Genomic DNA, 13,826 nt, shown 5'->3' on the forward strand with positions numbered 1-13,826 from the left:
AAGCTCCTGGCCCAAGCCAGTTGATCAGTTGTGTTGCGACGACCCCTAGAACTCGCCACGGAGGGGGCCCCAGTCGTTGAGGGGCTCAGTCGTTGAGGGGCTCAGTCGTTGAGGGGCTCAGTCGTTGAGGGGCTCAGTCGTTGAGGGGCCTCGGTCGTTGAGGGGCCTCGGTCGTTGAGGGCCTCAGTCGTTTCTGCGCTTGTGCGGCCCGATATCCCGCATGTGATACATCGCATACCGGATATCGCCGGGGTGTCGTCGTTCGCCCAATATCCCATATGCGATGTATCGGTCCGATATCCCATATATCGCATCTCGCGCGCGATATATCACGCGAAAGGGCCCTCCCCGCCGTGTGGTGGCAGGAAGGGCCCTTCGCAGGTCCTGAGTGCGCCGTTGAGGCGCTACGCGGCGACCGGGGTCTTCTGGTACGCGTCGACGTACTCCTGGCCGCTCAGGTCCAGGATGCGGTAGATGATCTCGTCGGTGACGCTGCGCAGCACCGGCAGCGACTCCTGCATGCCGTCGTAGCGGCTGAAGTCGAGCGGCTCGCCGAAGCGGACCGTCACAGGGACGATCTTCGGGATCTTGCTGCCCACGGGCTGCACCTTGTCCGTGCCGATGATGCCGACCGGCACGACCGGCGCCCCGGACTCGAGCGCCATGCGAGCCACACCGGTGCGGCCGCGGTGCAGCTTGCCGTCGAGCGAGCGGGTGCCCTCCGGGTAGATCGCGAAGGCCTCACCGCGCCCGAGGATCTCGGCGGCGGTGTCGAGCGCGGCGCGCGCGTCGCGGCCCTTGCCGCGGTGCACCGGCACGTGGCCGAGCGACGAGAAGAACCAGCGGGACAGCGACCCCTTCACCCCGGTACCGGTGAAGTACTCCGCCTTCGCGAGGAACGACACGCGCCGCGGCACGACCATGGGGATCACGACGCTGTCGATGAAGCTGAGGTGGTTGGCAGCCAGGATGACGGGGCCGTCGGTGGGGATGTTCTCCAGACCGTCGACCACCGGGCGGTAGACGAGACGGGCTGCGCGCGCGACGACATGCTTCATCACCGGGTAGAGGACCATGCCTCCAGCATTCCAGGTGGCGATTGCCGACGCGTTACCACGTGGTGCGCATCTCCGGCCGGTCACTCGCTCGGACTACACCGATGCGGCGGCCGTGCGAGCAGGGTCACGCACCGGGGACGGCGCGTGACCGAACTAGCCCTTCAGAGCCGTGGAGAGCTCCACCCAGCGGCTCAGCAGCGTCGCCGCCGCACCCGAGTCGACGGCGTCCGCCGCACGGCTCAGTGCGGCAGCCAGGTCGGCGTGCAGGTCGTCGGAGAACCCGCCGTGCGCCGCGATCGCGCCGGCGGCGTTCACGAGCACCGCGTCCCGCACCGAACCCGTCTTGCCGGCCACCAGGTCTCGGACCACCTGGGCGTTGACGGACGCGTCGCCGCCCTTCAGGTCCTCCTCGCGCGCGGGCTTCACCCCGAGCACGGCAGGGTCGATGGTCGCCGTGCGCACGACACCGTCCTGGGCGAGCCAGGCCGACGTCGTCGTGGTCGTCGTGATCTCGTCGAGGCCGTCGTCGCCCCGCACCACCAGCGCGGTGTTGCGGCGACGGGCGAAGACGCCGGCGATCAGCGGTGCCGCGGCGGCGCGTGCGCAGCCGATGAGGCCGACGCTGGGCTGGGCCGGGTTCGTCAGCGGGCCGAGCAGGTTGAACGACGTCGGGATGCCGATCTCGCGGCGCACCGGGCCCGCGTGCCGGAAGCCGGGGTGGAACACCGGGGCGAAGCAGAACCCGACGCCCAGCTGCCGCACCGTCTCCTGCACGCCCTCCGGCGGCAGGTCGATCGCGACGCCCAGCGCCTCCAGCACGTCCGCCGTGCCGCACTGGGACGACGCCGCGCGGTTGCCGTGCTTCACCACGGGCACGCCAGCGGCGGCCGTGACGATCGCGGCCATCGTCGAAATGTTCACCGAACCGGAATGATCGCCGCCGGTGCCCACGATGTCCGTCGCCCGCACGTCCACCGTGAAGCGACGCGCGTGGTTCAGCATCATGGTCGCGAGGCCGTCGATCTCCTCCGGCGTCTCACCCTTGGCGCGCAACGCGACGATGAACGCCGCGACCTGCGCCGGGGTCGCCTCGCCGGACATCACCTGGTCCATTCCCCAGGCGGTGTCGTCGGCGGTCAGGTCGACGCCGTCGAGCAGCCGGTTGAGCAGCGAGGGCCAGGTGCGCTGGCTCATGGCCGATCAGCCCTTGACGGCAGGAACAGCCGAGCCCCGCAGCACCTCGGCCACGGTCTCGGCGGCGGCCAGCGGGTCCAGCGGGTGCACGAGCACCGCGTCGGCCTGCGACCACGTCGCGAGCCAGCGGTCGTCCTTGCGGCGGACCGCGACGACGATCGGCGGGCAGTTCGTGATCTCGTCCTTGAGCTGGCGCGACAGGCCCATGCCGCCGGTCGGCTGCGCCTCGCCGTCGAGGATCAGCAGGTCGACCGAGCCGTTGTCGACCTCGTAGAGGACGTCGGCGATCGCACCGGCCTCGACGTAGTCGACGCGCGGCAGGTCGGGCGCGGGACGGCGGCCGACGGCAGTGATGATCGTCTCACGCACCTCGGGCCGGTGGCTGAACACCAGGATCTTCGTGGTCTGCGTGCTCATCTCACGATCCTCCGCTGCTGCTGCGACTGCGGTCCTGAAGAAAAGTGACCAAGGTCGCCGCGATGCTATCGGGCGGGCTGCAGGGCGTCCCACCCCAGGGCTTCGCCGCCGAGCCGCTGGGCGAGCGACGCCATCCGCGACCGCTCCTGGGCGCAGTGCAGAGCGTCGAGCTTCTGCACGCGGCTGATATGCGATATATCACCTGCGACGAGCACCCAGCCGTCCGGCGTGAGCAGCTCTCGCGCGCGTTCTACCTGGTCAGCGGGGATGCGGACGTGGTGTCGCAGCACCGCGGGCTCGTCCGCGCGCCACTGCGGGGAACGCGCCAGAGCTGCCGAATCGGCCTCCGCGATGTCGAAAGCCTCGACGACCACGACGAGGTCCGGGTCGTCGATCGACAGCGCCGGCTCGTCCTGTCGGTGCAGCAAGTCCCGCAATCGGCCCAGCAAGCCCATCCGTTGATCTCCTCGCGATCACCCGCCAGGATCACGCACGGTGTGACCCAGCCGACCCATGATCCGCCCAGGACCCGATGGGCGGACGGAAATAGCGCAAGCAATAATGCTGCCCGTGACCACGGCAGCGCCTTCAATCGGCCAGCGCGTGCACTCGCTGAACCGTCCGAACATGGTCAGCGTCGGCACGATCGTCTGGCTGTCCAGCGAGCTCATGTTCTTCGCTGGCCTCTTCGCCATGTTCTTCACGGTGAAGGCCCAGAACGACACGGGGCATTGGCCACCACCGCCAACCCACCTGAACATCCCCTACGCGTCGTTCTTCACGATCATCCTCGTGGCGTCGTCGTTCACGTGCCAGTGGGGCGTGTTCGCGGCGGAGCGGGGTGACGTCTTCGGTCTGCGTCGCTGGTACATCGTGACGCTGATCATGGGCGCGATCTTCGTCGGCGGCCAGGCGGGGGAGTACTTCAACCTGGTCCACGAGGGAACGACCATCCCGTCGTCGGCCTACGGCACGGTCTTCTACCTGACGACGGGCTTCCACGGCCTGCACGTCATCGGTGGTCTGATCGCGTTCGTCTACCTGTTGATCCGGACGAAGCTCAGCAAGTTCACCCCGGCGCAGGCCACCTCGGCGATCGTCGTGTCGTACTACTGGCACTTCGTCGACGTCGTGTGGATCGGCCTGTTCGCCGTCATCTACATCGTGCCCTGACCTAGTCAGCACACAGCAAAGCCACGAGCTCCCGAACTGACAGCAAGGGTTGCCGCACACCATGACCACCACTACGAAACGCCCTCGCGGCGCCCGCACGAAGCTGCGCCGCCGGGTCGCCGGCCTGCTCGCGCTGGGCTTCGGCCTGCTGAGCGCCGGCATGCTGTTCGCCGCGTTCGCGCCCCAGGCGCAGACCGCCAACGCACAGCAGCAGGACGCACTGGTCCGCCAGGGCGAGCAGATCTACCTCAACACCTGCCTGAGTTGCCACGGCAACTCGCTCGAGGGTGTCAAGGACCGCGGGCCGAGCCTGATCGGCGTCGGCGACGCCGCGGTCTACTTCCAGACTTCCTCCGGCCGCATGCCCATGGCGCGGCAGGAGGCGCAGGCCATCCGCAAGCCCGCGAAGCTCTCCCCCGAGGAGATCAACGCGCTGATGGCCTACATCACCGCGAATGGCGGCGAGGGCCCGAAGAAGCCCGCCGAGACCGGTGAGGCCCTGCGCGGCGACAACCCGGCGCGCGGTGGCGAGCTCTTCCGCCTCAACTGCGCCAGCTGCCACAACTTCACGGGTCGTGGTGGCGCGCTGTCGTCCGGCAAGTTCGCGCCGACGCTCGACGGTGTGGCCGAGGAGCAGATCTACACGGCGATGCTGACCGGCCCGCAGAACATGCCGAAGTTCGGCGAGCGCCAGCTCACGCCGGAAGAGAAGAAAGACATCATCGCGTACGTCAAGTCGGTCACCGACGGAAACAACAACTCCGGCGGTAACCCCCTGGGCGGGTTCGGACCCGTGTCCGAGGGATTGATCGCGTTCATCGTGGGTATCGCCGCGCTCATCGGCGTGACCCTCTGGATCGGAGCCAAGGCATGAGCGGCGACAAGCCGACCGAGCTGCCCAGCGAGGCAGAGCTCGCGGAGATGAGCCGGGACGACCTCGTCAAGCTCGGCACCAAGCTGGACGGCGTCGAGCTCGTCCACTACGAGGAGAAGTGGCCGGTCCCCGGCACCCGTGCCGAGCGTCGCGCTCAGCGGGTCGTCGCGCTGTGGTTCGCGATCTCCGCGCTGTCGGGTCTCGCCTTCCTCGGCGTGTTCCTGTTCTGGCCGTGGCAGTACGAGGCCCCGCACACCGACGGCCACCTGCTGCACACGCTCTACAACCCGCTGATCGGCTTCTTCCTGGGCCTGTCGGTGGTGGGCCTGGGCGTCGGCGCCCTGCTCTACACCAAGAAGTTCATCCCGGACGAGCTCGCGGTGCAGCAGCGCCACGACGGCCCGTCGGCCGAGGTCGACCGCGCCACGCTCGTCGCGGAGCTCTCCGACGCCGGTGAGCGCAGCGGCATCGCCCGCCGCAACATGATCAAGCGCACCGCGGGCCTCGGCGCCGGCGTGCTCGGTCTGAGCGTCGCGGCCGTCCCGCTGGGCGCGCTGATCAAGAACCCGCACTCGGACAGCGAGACCAAGAACTCGCTGTGGCACACCGGCTGGAAGTCGGAGAAGGGCGAGAAGGTCTACCTCCGCCGCCACACCGGCAACTTCCACGAGGTCTCCCTGGTGCGTCCCGAGGACGTCGAGCCGGGCGGCTTCGAGACGGTGTTCCCGTTCCGCGAGTCGGAGCGCAACGACGAGCACGCGCTGGTCGCGGCCCTCAAGCGGGCCGACGCGCCGGTCATGCTCATCCGCATGCGCCCGAACCAGGCGATCACCAAGCGCGCGGGTCAGGAAGACTTCAACTACGGCGACCTGTACGCGTACTCGAAGATCTGCACGCACCTGGGTTGCCCGACCTCGCTGTTCGAGCAGCAGACCGGTCTGCTGCTCTGCCCGTGCCACCAGTCGCAGTTCGACGTGTTCGAGTACGCCAAGCCGCGGTTCGGTCCGGCGACCCGTCCTCTTCCCCAGCTTCCTATCACTGTGGACGAAGAGGGATACTTGGTTGCCCGCAGCGACTTCATCGAGGCTGTGGGTCCGGCGTTCTGGGAGCGGAAGTCATGAGTGCCATCACCACGCCGACGAAGCCGGCCAACGCGGCCGCGCGCGTCGCAGGGGCCGCGGCCAACGCTGCCGACGAGCGGTTCCACGCAGCCTCTGGCCTGCGCAAGCAGCTGAACAAGGTCTTCCCGACGCACTGGTCGTTCCTGCTCGGTGAGATCGCGCTGTACAGCTTCATCGTGCTGCTGCTGTCGGGTACGTACCTGGCGTTGTTCTTCGACCCGTCGATGACCGAGGTCACCTACAACGGCGCGTTCGAGAACCTGCGCGGCATCGAGATGTCGCGCGCGTTCGCCTCGACCCTCGACATCTCGTTCGAGACGCGCGGTGGCCTGTTCGTCCGCCAGGTGCACCACTGGGCGGCGCTGCTGTTCATGGCCGCGATCGTCGTGCACATGTTCCGGATCTTCTTCACCGGCGCGTTCCGCAAGCCGCGTGAGATCAACTGGGTCATCGGCATCGTGCTGTTCATGCTCGGCGCGATCGAGGGCTTCCTCGGCTACTCGCTGCCGGACGACCTGCTCTCCGGTACCGGCCTCCGCGTCATGGCGGCACTGCTGATCTCGATCCCGGTCATCGGCACGTGGCTGAACTGGCTGATGTTCGGCGGGGAGTTCCCCGGCACGGACATCATCCCGATGCTCTACACCGCGCACATCCTGATCATCCCGGCGATCATCCTCGGCCTGATCGCGGCGCACCTCGCGCTGGTCTGGTACCAGAAGCACACGCAGTTCCCCGGCGTGGGCCGCAAGGAGACCAACGTCGTCGGCGTCCGCATCATGCCGGTGTTCGCGGCCAAGGGCGGTGGCTTCTTCGCCATCGTCGTCGGTGTCATCGCGATCATGGGTGGCGTCTTCCAGATCAACCCGATCTGGAACTTCGGCCCGTACAACCCCGCGCAGGTCTCCGCCGGTTCGCAGCCGGACTGGTACATGGGCTGGACCGACGGCCTGGTCCGCATCTGGCCCGCGTGGGAGTTCTACCTGGGTAACTACACGATCCCTGCGCCGTTCCTGCCGTTCATCCTCGGTCTGCCGCTGCTGACCGGCATCGCGGCGGTCTACCCGTGGATCGAGCGCAAGATGACCAAGGACTACGCGCACCACAACCTGCTGCAGCGCCCGCGTGACGTGCCCGTCCGCACCGCGCTCGGCTGGATGGCGATCACGTACTTCATGGTCCTGCTGCTCATGGGCGGCAACGACATCTTCGCGTACAAGTTCGACATCTCGTTGAACCTGACGACGTGGATGGGCCGCATCGGCATGCTGATCCTGCCGCCGATCGCGTACTTCGTCGCCTACCGCATCTGCATCGGCCTGCAGCGCGGCGACCGCGAGGTGCTCGAGCACGGTGTCGAGACCGGCATCATCAAGCGCCTGCCGCACGGCGAGTTCATCGAGATCCACCAGCCGCTCGGCCCGGTGGACGACCACGGCCACCCGATCCCGCTCGCCTACCAGGGCGCGTCGGTGCCGAAGAAGATGAACAAGCTCGGCTCGGCCGGTCACCCGGTCCCCGGCAGCACGTGGTCGCCGGACCCGGTCGAGGAGACCGTGGCCCTGGAGAACGCGCGCAAGAAGGCGCACGCCTCCGAGGAGATCAGCGCAGAGGACAAGGCAGGCGAGCTCGCGGGCAAGCCGGCCGACCCGAAGGCCTGACCTTCTGCAACTGCGAAAGCCCCCGTGATGGTTCACGGGGGCTTTCGTTTGCGCTGGGTTCCGGTGACGACTACTGCGCGTCGTCCAGGCCGATGGCGAACGCCGCCTCGTCGTCGCGCTTCGAGTAGCTGCGGAACGCGATGTGCGTGTCGGTGTTCAGCACGCCGGCGACCTTGCTGATCTTGCCCGGCACCAGCGCGGCCAGGTCCTCGTGCTTGCTCACCCGCACGAGCGCGATCAGGTCCACGTCACCGGCGCAGGAGTACACCTCCGTGACTCCGTCGATGTCGGCGATCTCCTGCGCCGCCTCGGGAATGCGTTCGGCGGCGGCCTGGATCAGCACGATGGCGGTGACCACGGCGTCCTCCTCTGGTCTCAGCACGGGTGACTAAAGCACTCGTAGTCTGCCCTACCGGCTCCTCGCCGACGTGAGGACGTCGCCGCGGACTCGTCACGCGGGCGTCATGAACTCCAGCCGGTTGCCCACGTTGTCGAACGTGTGGAAGCGGCGGAAGGCGGGGAAGTTCTCGTCCCACGTGATCTCGGTGCCCGCGCCGACGAGCCGCTCGGCAAGCGCGTCCAGGTCGCTGACGAGGATGCCGGGGTGCCCTTTGCGGGCCGGGCGGAAGTCCGCCTCGACCCCGAGATGGATCTCCAGCGACCCCGACCGCACCCACAACCCGCCGCGCGCCGCGAGCGCCGGGGGCTTCTCCACCTCTTCCATGCCGAGCACGCCGACGTAGAAGGCGCGGCAGTCGTCCTCGGCGCCCGCCGGGATCGTCAGCTGGACGTGGTGCAGTGCGTACCCGATCTCGCTCATGATCGCGATTCTGCGCTCGCAGCGTGCCCGGCGTGCCAAAACCGATATATCAGTTGCCAGCATCGCGCTGACCTGCGCCTTAGCAATGAGACTTTGGACTTCGTCCGCAAAACACTCATTGCTAAGGGCGCGGCGTGGGTCAGGTCCGGCGGTCGTGCTGGGGGTCTGTGGCTTGTTCGGCTGACGGCAGCCAAGCTGCGGCGACGCCAGGGAGGAGGGCAGGACTCGTCGGCGTAGACCAGGCCGGGCTGGTCTACGCCGAGGGGGGACGTCGCAGGTTTCTTCGGGCGGTTCGCTGGGCCGGCGGTCGGCACGACTGTTTCGCCGATGCGACGAGTGTCGACAATCGGCGGCGGGCGCGTGCTCAAGGAGGACGACGCCAGTGGAGGCGCAGCGGGGTCAGGTCCAGCGGTCGTGCAGGGGGCGGGCGCCCGCGGCTTGTTCGGCCCAAGGCAGCCAGGCTGCGGCGGCGCCGACAGGGGAGGACCAGGGCTCGTCCGCGTACACCAGGCGGGTGCCCGGCTGGTCGAGCCAGCGCAGCACGACGCCGGTCTCCTCGGGTGGTGCGCCGCGCAGGGGACCGGCGGTCGGGACGACCGTCTCCGCCGACGCGACGAGTGCGTCGACCACCGGCATCGGGCGGGTGCCGCGGCGGGCGACGCCGGCGGAGGCGAGGCGGCCGTAGCGGACGACCGAGAACTCCCAGCCGCCCTCGCGGTCCGGGCGGGCCGCCACGAGTTGGGGCAGCGCGGCGAGGGCGGCCAGGCGCTGGGCGCGGTCGAGTGACCGGACCAGGCCGGCCAGGCGGTCGCGGCGGGTTGCCGCTTCCTCGAAGCGTTCGGCTGAGGCCAGGGTGCCCAGGTGGTCGATGAGTTTGCGTAACGGGTCGGCGCTGCGGCCGACGACGAGATCGCGGACCGCCACGACTGCGGGCGAGTACTCCTCGACGGTCTGACGGCCCGCGCACGGGGCCTGGCAGCGGCCCAGCTCGGCCAGGGCGCAGGGGGAGGCCCGCTGGTTGGTCGCCGGGATCTTGATCGTGCACGAGCGCAGCGGCACGGCGTCGAGCAGCGCGCTCGCCACCGACTCGGCTGCCTGGCGCGTGCGGAACGGGCCCAGTGCGCCGTCGCGCGGGGTCCTGACCATGGACAGCCGCGGGAAGGGCTCGTCGGTCAGCACGAGCCACCACGCGTGGTGCGGGTTCTTCGATCTGCGGTTGTAGGCCGGACGGTGCGCTCGCAGAAGCCGCAGTTCGCGCACCTCGGCTTCCAGGGCGTGGGCGCACTCGACGGCGTCGACGCGGACGGCGAGCGCGACCATCTCGCGGAGCCTGCGTCTGCCCTCGCTGGCGGTGAAGTACTGCCGGACGCGGCGGCGCAGATCCGACGCCGTGCCGACGTAGAGCACCTCTTCCTTGGGGCCGCGGAAGAGGTACACGCCCGGCTTGGACGGCAGGTGCGCGGCCAGGGAGCGCTTGCGGCGTTGTTCCGGCGTCACCTCCGGCAGATAGGCCAGCAGTTCTTCCAGGGAGTGCACGCCCACGTTGCCGACCCGCTCCAGCAGCGAGTGCAGCACCTCGACCGTGGCCTGGGCGTCGGCCAGCGCCCGGTGCGTCGGTCTGGTCGACGTGTGGAAGAGGTCGGCCAGCGCGGACAGGCGGCACGACGGCGCCTCGTCGCGGCTCAGCACGCGCCGCGCCAGCTTTACCGTGCAGACCACCGGCGGTTTCGGCCAGCGGTAGCCGTACCGCTCGCAGGCCGCCTTGAGGAAGCTGATGTCGAAGCCGGAGTTGTGCGCCACCAGCACCGCTCCGGCGGCGAACTCGAGGAACGCCGGCAGCACCGTCTGCAGCCTCGGCGCGCCCGTGACCATCAGCTGCGTGATACCGGTCAGCTGCGCCACCTGGACGGGGATGCCGCGCTCCGGGTCGACCAGCGTCGCGAACTCGCCCAGCACCTCGCCGCCGCGCACCTTCACCGCGCCGATCTCGGTGACGGCGTCCTCCTCGGCGCTTCCGCCCGTCGTCTCCAGGTCGAAGACGACGAACGTCGTGTCGCGCAGGGGCGTCCCAAGCTCGTCGAAGGACAGTTGACCGGTCACGATGTGGGACGGTAGCGGCGGGGTCTGACAATTTTCGGCCGCGATCATCCGCGGGGGCGTTGACCTGCGGTTGTCAGGCCGCGTGGTGGGCTTGTCCAGATCGTTGTTCCGAAGGCTGGAGATGTCCGTGCGCTGCTCAAGCGCCGGGGCTCTAGCCTGTTGGGGTGCCAGACCCGATGCCCGAGCCCGAGTTCGACCAGCCCGCCGAGGAGGTGGGCGAGTCCGCGGACGATTCCCCAGAGGAATCCACTGTGGACTGGTCGGCCCTGCCGGAGCCGTTGCGGGTGAGGCTGGCGGAGCTCGGTGCCGACGCGCTGGGCGAGATGGCGAAGGTCGACGTTCCCCAGCACCTGCGTCCGGTGGCGAAGTTCGCCCCGACGAAACGCGCCCGGCTGGGCGGGGCTCAGGTCGTCGCCGGCCTGCGGAACTCGGCGAACTTCCGCACCGCTGTCGTGGAGTGGTTGCGCAAGAACAGGCCGTCGACGCTGGAGGTGACCTCGCCGGACCCGGTGACGGCCGCCGCGGCGGCGGTGCTGACCGGTGACGAGGTCGCGCCGCACTACGTGGAACTGGTGTCGCGGCGGGTCGGCGACGCGACGTTGCGCGCCGAGCGGGATGCCGCGGTGGCACGAGCGGAACGGCTCGAGAGCGAGCTGGAACGGCTGAAGGCCGAACGCAGCCAGCTCGACGGCGCCGCCGAACGCGTCCGCGCGGACGCCGAGATCGAACTGGAACGACTGCGCAAGCGGTTGCGCGAGCAGGGCGTGAAGCTGCGCGAGGCCAAGGACGCCGCGGAGGCCGCCGCCGCCGAGGTGGAGAAGATCCAGGTACGCACGGCCGAGGAGGTCAAGCGCCTCACCGCCGAGCGCGACCGGGAACGGGAACGGGCGGAGACCGAGCGGGCCAAGGCACAACGGGCGATCGCCGACGCCGAGGTCGCGCGCCAGTCCGCTCGGGAGGCACGGCAGGCCGACGAGGTGCGGCTCGCGCTGCTCGTCGACACGCTCGACGGTGCCGTGACGGGCCTGCGTCGTGAGCTCGCGCTGGGCGGCACCGGGCCGCGTCCTGCCGACCTCGTGCGAGGCGCGAGTGCGTCGCAGGGTGCCGTTGGACGCGTGGAGGACCCCGCCGCCCTCGATCGGCTGCTGGCGTTGCCGGCTGTCCACTTGGTGGTGGACGGCTACAACGTCACGAAGACCGGCTATCCGGAACTGTCGCTGTCGGACCAACGGGATCGGCTCGTGCACCAGCTGGCCGTGCTGGCCGCGCGCACGGGTGCCGAGGTCACGCTGGTGTTCGACGGCGCCGGGGTGGTGGCTGTCCCCGCGGCGGCGCCACGGGGCGTGCGCGTCCTCTTCAGCGATCCCGGTGTTCTGGCCGACGACGTCATTCGTGCACTGGTCACCGCAGAGCCGGAGGGGCGTCCCGTGGTGGTGGTGACGTCGGACCGCGCGGTCGCCGACTCGGTGCGCCGGCGTGGTGCGCACCCGGTGCCGTCCGCGGTGTTGCTGGCCCGTCTCGGGCGCGTTTGATCACCCGGTAGCCTGACGCGCATTCGATCTTCGGGTCGATCTCCGGCTCAATCTTGACGGTCTTGTTCTCGCGAAGGGGATCGGCGACGTGATGTCGCGCAAGCTCACCCGCGGTGTTCTGGTTACCGCCCTGCTCTTCTCCGCACTCCCGGCCGTGTCGTTCGCCGCACAGCCGGCGGATCCGGCGCGCGCGTACGCCGATCTGACCGCACAGGCGACAAAGCTCAACGAGGAAGTGCTGCGCGCACAGGAGGATCTCGTCCAGCGACGCGCCGAGCTCGAACGCGCGACCGCGGATGTCGCGGCGGCACAGCAGATCGAGCGGCAGGCGAAGTCCGAGGAGGACGACTTCCGCGGCCAGGTCGACCTCATCACGCAGGCGTCGTTCGAGGGCGCGCGGTTCAACCAGCTGTCGGCGCTGCTCGTCGCGGACTCGCAGCAGGACTTCCTGAACCGCCTGGAGATGATGCGGGTGCTGGCTTCCGACAAGGCCGACTCGCTGGCACGGCTGTCCGGTGCGGTGGAGAAGGCCCGTCAGGCGCACCAGGCGGCGGAGAACGCGCGCACCCGTGCCGCCGAGGCCACTGCGGCGGCCGAGAAGCTGAAGAGCGACCTGGACGCGCGCAACCGCGCGTTGCAGGCCCAGATCGGCGAGGTGCGCGCGGCGTTGACGCGGCTGCCCGCGCCGGTTGTGAACCAGCTGCGCGATCCGGGCGACAGGTCACCGGTCCGCGTGCCCGAGGGCGCGGCCGGCATTGCGCTGGCGTTCGCGCTGGCGCAGCGCGGCGACGAGTACCAGTACGGCGCGACCGGGCTCGACAAGTGGGACTGCGCCGGTCTGACGATGAAAGCGTACGCGGCTGCCGGGTACGCGATTCCGCGCACGTCCGGCGGACAGGCCGCGATCGGACGGGTCGTGGGGCGGGGCGACGTCCGCGCGGGCGACCTGATCATCTACTACTCGAGCCGGTCGCACGTCGCGATGGCCGTCGACAACGCACGAGCCGTGCACGCTTCCACCGAGGGGCAGCCGGTGAAGATCGCGCCGATCGACGCCATCGGGCCTATCGCGGTGATTCGGCGCATCGAGGGCTAGCGTTGCGCCGGTGAAGCACCTCCGGACGTTGCTGGCGATCACGGTCGCCATGACGTTCCTGCTCGGCCTCACCATTGCAACACGGCCCGTTGAGTTGCCGCCGACTGCAACAACTCATTGCAAAGAGACGGTGCTCAAGGTCTCCGCAGGTACCGTGACCAGCAGTTCTTGTGACGGCGAGCTGGCAGCACGGGTGTCGGGGCTGGTGGACGAGTCGGTCACCGGAGTCGCCGATATATTGGATGTCAGCTGGGTGCGGCGGGTCGACGTCGTCATCCCGGCGACGGATGCCGAGCTGGTGTCGCTCGTCGGACCGGCGTTCGCGGACATGGCCGGCATCGCGATCCGCGACGGTTCCGGGCAGCGAGTGGTGCTCAACCGGGCGCGGGCGGCGTCGCTCACGCTGCTGGAGTTGCGGGTGCTGCTGCGGCACGAGATCACGCACGTGGCGACGCGCGACCTGACGTCGGACTCGGCTCCGCTGTGGCTGGTGGAGGGGTTCGCGGACTGGGTGGCGTTCCACGGGCTCGGGGTGCCGCTGCGCCAGGCCGCGCCGGCACTCACCTCGAACGTCTCGGCACTGCCGTCCGATTTCGGCGGACCAGGGCGTGACCTGGCCTACCAGCAGGCGTACTCGATCATGGTCTACCTGGAGTCGAAGCTGGGGGAGCGGGGCGTCGTGGACTTCTTCCTGCGGCACGCGTCGTTGTCCGCTGTGGACCCGCGGGTGGTCGACGTGGCGGGCTGGCGCGAGTTCCTGCGGTCGAGCATCGGATAGCG

At 69.3% G+C, this 13,826-nt stretch carries 14 protein-coding genes; 7 read left to right on the top strand and 7 right to left on the bottom strand.

The annotated features are described in order from the left end of the window. Window positions 1-404: 404 nt before the first annotated feature. The 4 genes from IEZ09_RS32165 to IEZ09_RS32180 all read right to left on the bottom strand — a co-directional run bounded on the left by IEZ09_RS32165 (window position 405) and on the right by IEZ09_RS32180 (window position 3,124). Entirely contained in the window at window positions 405-1,076 is a 672-nt protein-coding gene (locus IEZ09_RS32165; protein ID WP_189257567.1) for a lysophospholipid acyltransferase family protein, read from the bottom strand. 135 nt (window positions 1,077-1,211) lie between these two features. Continuing rightward, window positions 1,212-2,252: an anthranilate phosphoribosyltransferase gene (trpD, locus tag IEZ09_RS32170; RefSeq protein WP_189257568.1), complete on the bottom strand. Its 1,041-nt coding sequence runs from the start codon at window positions 2,250-2,252 to the stop codon at window positions 1,212-1,214. Between the two features lie 6 nt (window positions 2,253-2,258). Further along, window positions 2,259-2,669: a hypothetical protein gene (locus IEZ09_RS32175; protein ID WP_189257569.1), complete on the bottom strand. Its 411-nt coding sequence runs from the start codon at window positions 2,667-2,669 to the stop codon at window positions 2,259-2,261. A gap of 65 nt (window positions 2,670-2,734) precedes the next feature. Next, window positions 2,735-3,124, bottom strand: coding sequence for a hypothetical protein (locus tag IEZ09_RS32180; RefSeq protein WP_189257570.1), 390 nt, complete (start codon window positions 3,122-3,124; stop codon window positions 2,735-2,737). 106 nt (window positions 3,125-3,230) lie between these two features. On the opposite strand from IEZ09_RS32180, the gene ctaE reads away from it, so the two are divergent. From ctaE to qcrB, 4 genes are all read left to right on the top strand, one after another. Beyond that, complete coding sequence (gene ctaE, locus IEZ09_RS32185) at window positions 3,231-3,842, top strand: aa3-type cytochrome oxidase subunit III (RefSeq protein ID WP_189257571.1); 612 nt, start codon at window positions 3,231-3,233, stop codon at window positions 3,840-3,842. A 61-nt stretch (window positions 3,843-3,903) separates the two neighbouring features. Next, window positions 3,904-4,716, top strand: a complete 813-nt coding sequence (gene qcrC, locus IEZ09_RS32190; protein WP_189257572.1) for a cytochrome bc1 complex diheme cytochrome c subunit — start codon at window positions 3,904-3,906, stop codon at window positions 4,714-4,716. Next, window positions 4,713-5,837 carry a cytochrome bc1 complex Rieske iron-sulfur subunit gene (qcrA, locus tag IEZ09_RS32195; protein WP_189257573.1) on the top strand — a complete coding sequence of 375 codons (1,125 nt, stop codon included), beginning with the start codon at window positions 4,713-4,715 and terminating at the stop codon, window positions 5,835-5,837. Before qcrC ends, qcrA begins: the two co-directional genes overlap by 4 nt. Then, entirely contained in the window at window positions 5,834-7,498 is a 1,665-nt protein-coding gene (qcrB, locus tag IEZ09_RS32200; protein ID WP_189257574.1) for a cytochrome bc1 complex cytochrome b subunit, read from the top strand. Before qcrA ends, qcrB begins: the two co-directional genes overlap by 4 nt. Window positions 7,499-7,568: 70 nt before the next feature. Here the strand turns inward: qcrB and IEZ09_RS32205 are convergent, their stop codons facing one another. The 3 genes from IEZ09_RS32205 to IEZ09_RS32215 all read right to left on the bottom strand — a co-directional run bounded on the left by IEZ09_RS32205 (window position 7,569) and on the right by IEZ09_RS32215 (window position 10,466). Further along, window positions 7,569-7,856 carry an Lrp/AsnC family transcriptional regulator gene (locus IEZ09_RS32205; protein WP_045309335.1) on the bottom strand — a complete coding sequence of 96 codons (288 nt, stop codon included), beginning with the start codon at window positions 7,854-7,856 and terminating at the stop codon, window positions 7,569-7,571. Window positions 7,857-7,949: 93 nt separating this feature from the next. After that, entirely contained in the window at window positions 7,950-8,318 is a 369-nt protein-coding gene (locus tag IEZ09_RS32210) for a VOC family protein (RefSeq protein ID WP_189257575.1), read from the bottom strand. A gap of 399 nt (window positions 8,319-8,717) precedes the next feature. Then, window positions 8,718-10,466 carry a DEDD exonuclease domain-containing protein gene (locus IEZ09_RS32215; protein ID WP_189257576.1) on the bottom strand — a complete coding sequence of 583 codons (1,749 nt, stop codon included), beginning with the start codon at window positions 10,464-10,466 and terminating at the stop codon, window positions 8,718-8,720. 128 nt (window positions 10,467-10,594) lie between these two features. On the opposite strand from IEZ09_RS32215, the gene IEZ09_RS32220 reads away from it, so the two are divergent. The 3 genes from IEZ09_RS32220 to IEZ09_RS32230 all read left to right on the top strand — a co-directional run bounded on the left by IEZ09_RS32220 (window position 10,595) and on the right by IEZ09_RS32230 (window position 13,824). Then, window positions 10,595-11,950, top strand: a complete 1,356-nt coding sequence (locus IEZ09_RS32220; RefSeq protein WP_189257643.1) for an NYN domain-containing protein — start codon at window positions 10,595-10,597, stop codon at window positions 11,948-11,950. Between the two features lie 91 nt (window positions 11,951-12,041). After that, window positions 12,042-13,046 (top strand): C40 family peptidase, encoded by a 1,005-nt coding sequence (locus IEZ09_RS32225; protein WP_189257577.1) that lies wholly within the window; start codon window positions 12,042-12,044, stop codon window positions 13,044-13,046. Between the two features lie 10 nt (window positions 13,047-13,056). Continuing rightward, window positions 13,057-13,824 (top strand): hypothetical protein, encoded by a 768-nt coding sequence (locus IEZ09_RS32230; RefSeq protein WP_189257578.1) that lies wholly within the window; start codon window positions 13,057-13,059, stop codon window positions 13,822-13,824. Window positions 13,825-13,826: the final 2 nt, after the last annotated feature.

Source organism: Lentzea flava (assembly GCF_014648475.1).
GTDB lineage: Bacteria > Actinomycetota > Actinomycetes > Mycobacteriales > Pseudonocardiaceae > Lentzea > Lentzea flava.

Coding starts and splice junctions, on each gene's coding strand:
- qcrA (WP_189257573.1), top strand. CDS start 4,713: ATGAGCGGCGACAAGCCGACCGAGCTGCCCAGCGAGGCAGAGCTCGCG.
- IEZ09_RS32165 (WP_189257567.1), bottom strand. CDS start 1,076: ATGGTCCTCTACCCGGTGATGAAGCATGTCGTCGCGCGCGCAGCCCGT.
- qcrB (WP_189257574.1), top strand. CDS start 5,834: ATGAGTGCCATCACCACGCCGACGAAGCCGGCCAACGCGGCCGCGCGC.
- trpD (WP_189257568.1), bottom strand. CDS start 2,252: ATGAGCCAGCGCACCTGGCCCTCGCTGCTCAACCGGCTGCTCGACGGC.
- IEZ09_RS32220 (WP_189257643.1), top strand. CDS start 10,595: ATGCCCGAGCCCGAGTTCGACCAGCCCGCCGAGGAGGTGGGCGAGTCC.
- IEZ09_RS32225 (WP_189257577.1), top strand. CDS start 12,042: ATGTCGCGCAAGCTCACCCGCGGTGTTCTGGTTACCGCCCTGCTCTTC.
- IEZ09_RS32175 (WP_189257569.1), bottom strand. CDS start 2,669: ATGAGCACGCAGACCACGAAGATCCTGGTGTTCAGCCACCGGCCCGAG.
- IEZ09_RS32180 (WP_189257570.1), bottom strand. CDS start 3,124: ATGGGCTTGCTGGGCCGATTGCGGGACTTGCTGCACCGACAGGACGAG.
- ctaE (WP_189257571.1), top strand. CDS start 3,231: ATGCTGCCCGTGACCACGGCAGCGCCTTCAATCGGCCAGCGCGTGCAC.
- qcrC (WP_189257572.1), top strand. CDS start 3,904: ATGACCACCACTACGAAACGCCCTCGCGGCGCCCGCACGAAGCTGCGC.
- IEZ09_RS32210 (WP_189257575.1), bottom strand. CDS start 8,318: ATGAGCGAGATCGGGTACGCACTGCACCACGTCCAGCTGACGATCCCG.
- IEZ09_RS32215 (WP_189257576.1), bottom strand. CDS start 10,466: ATGATCGCGGCCGAAAATTGTCAGACCCCGCCGCTACCGTCCCACATC.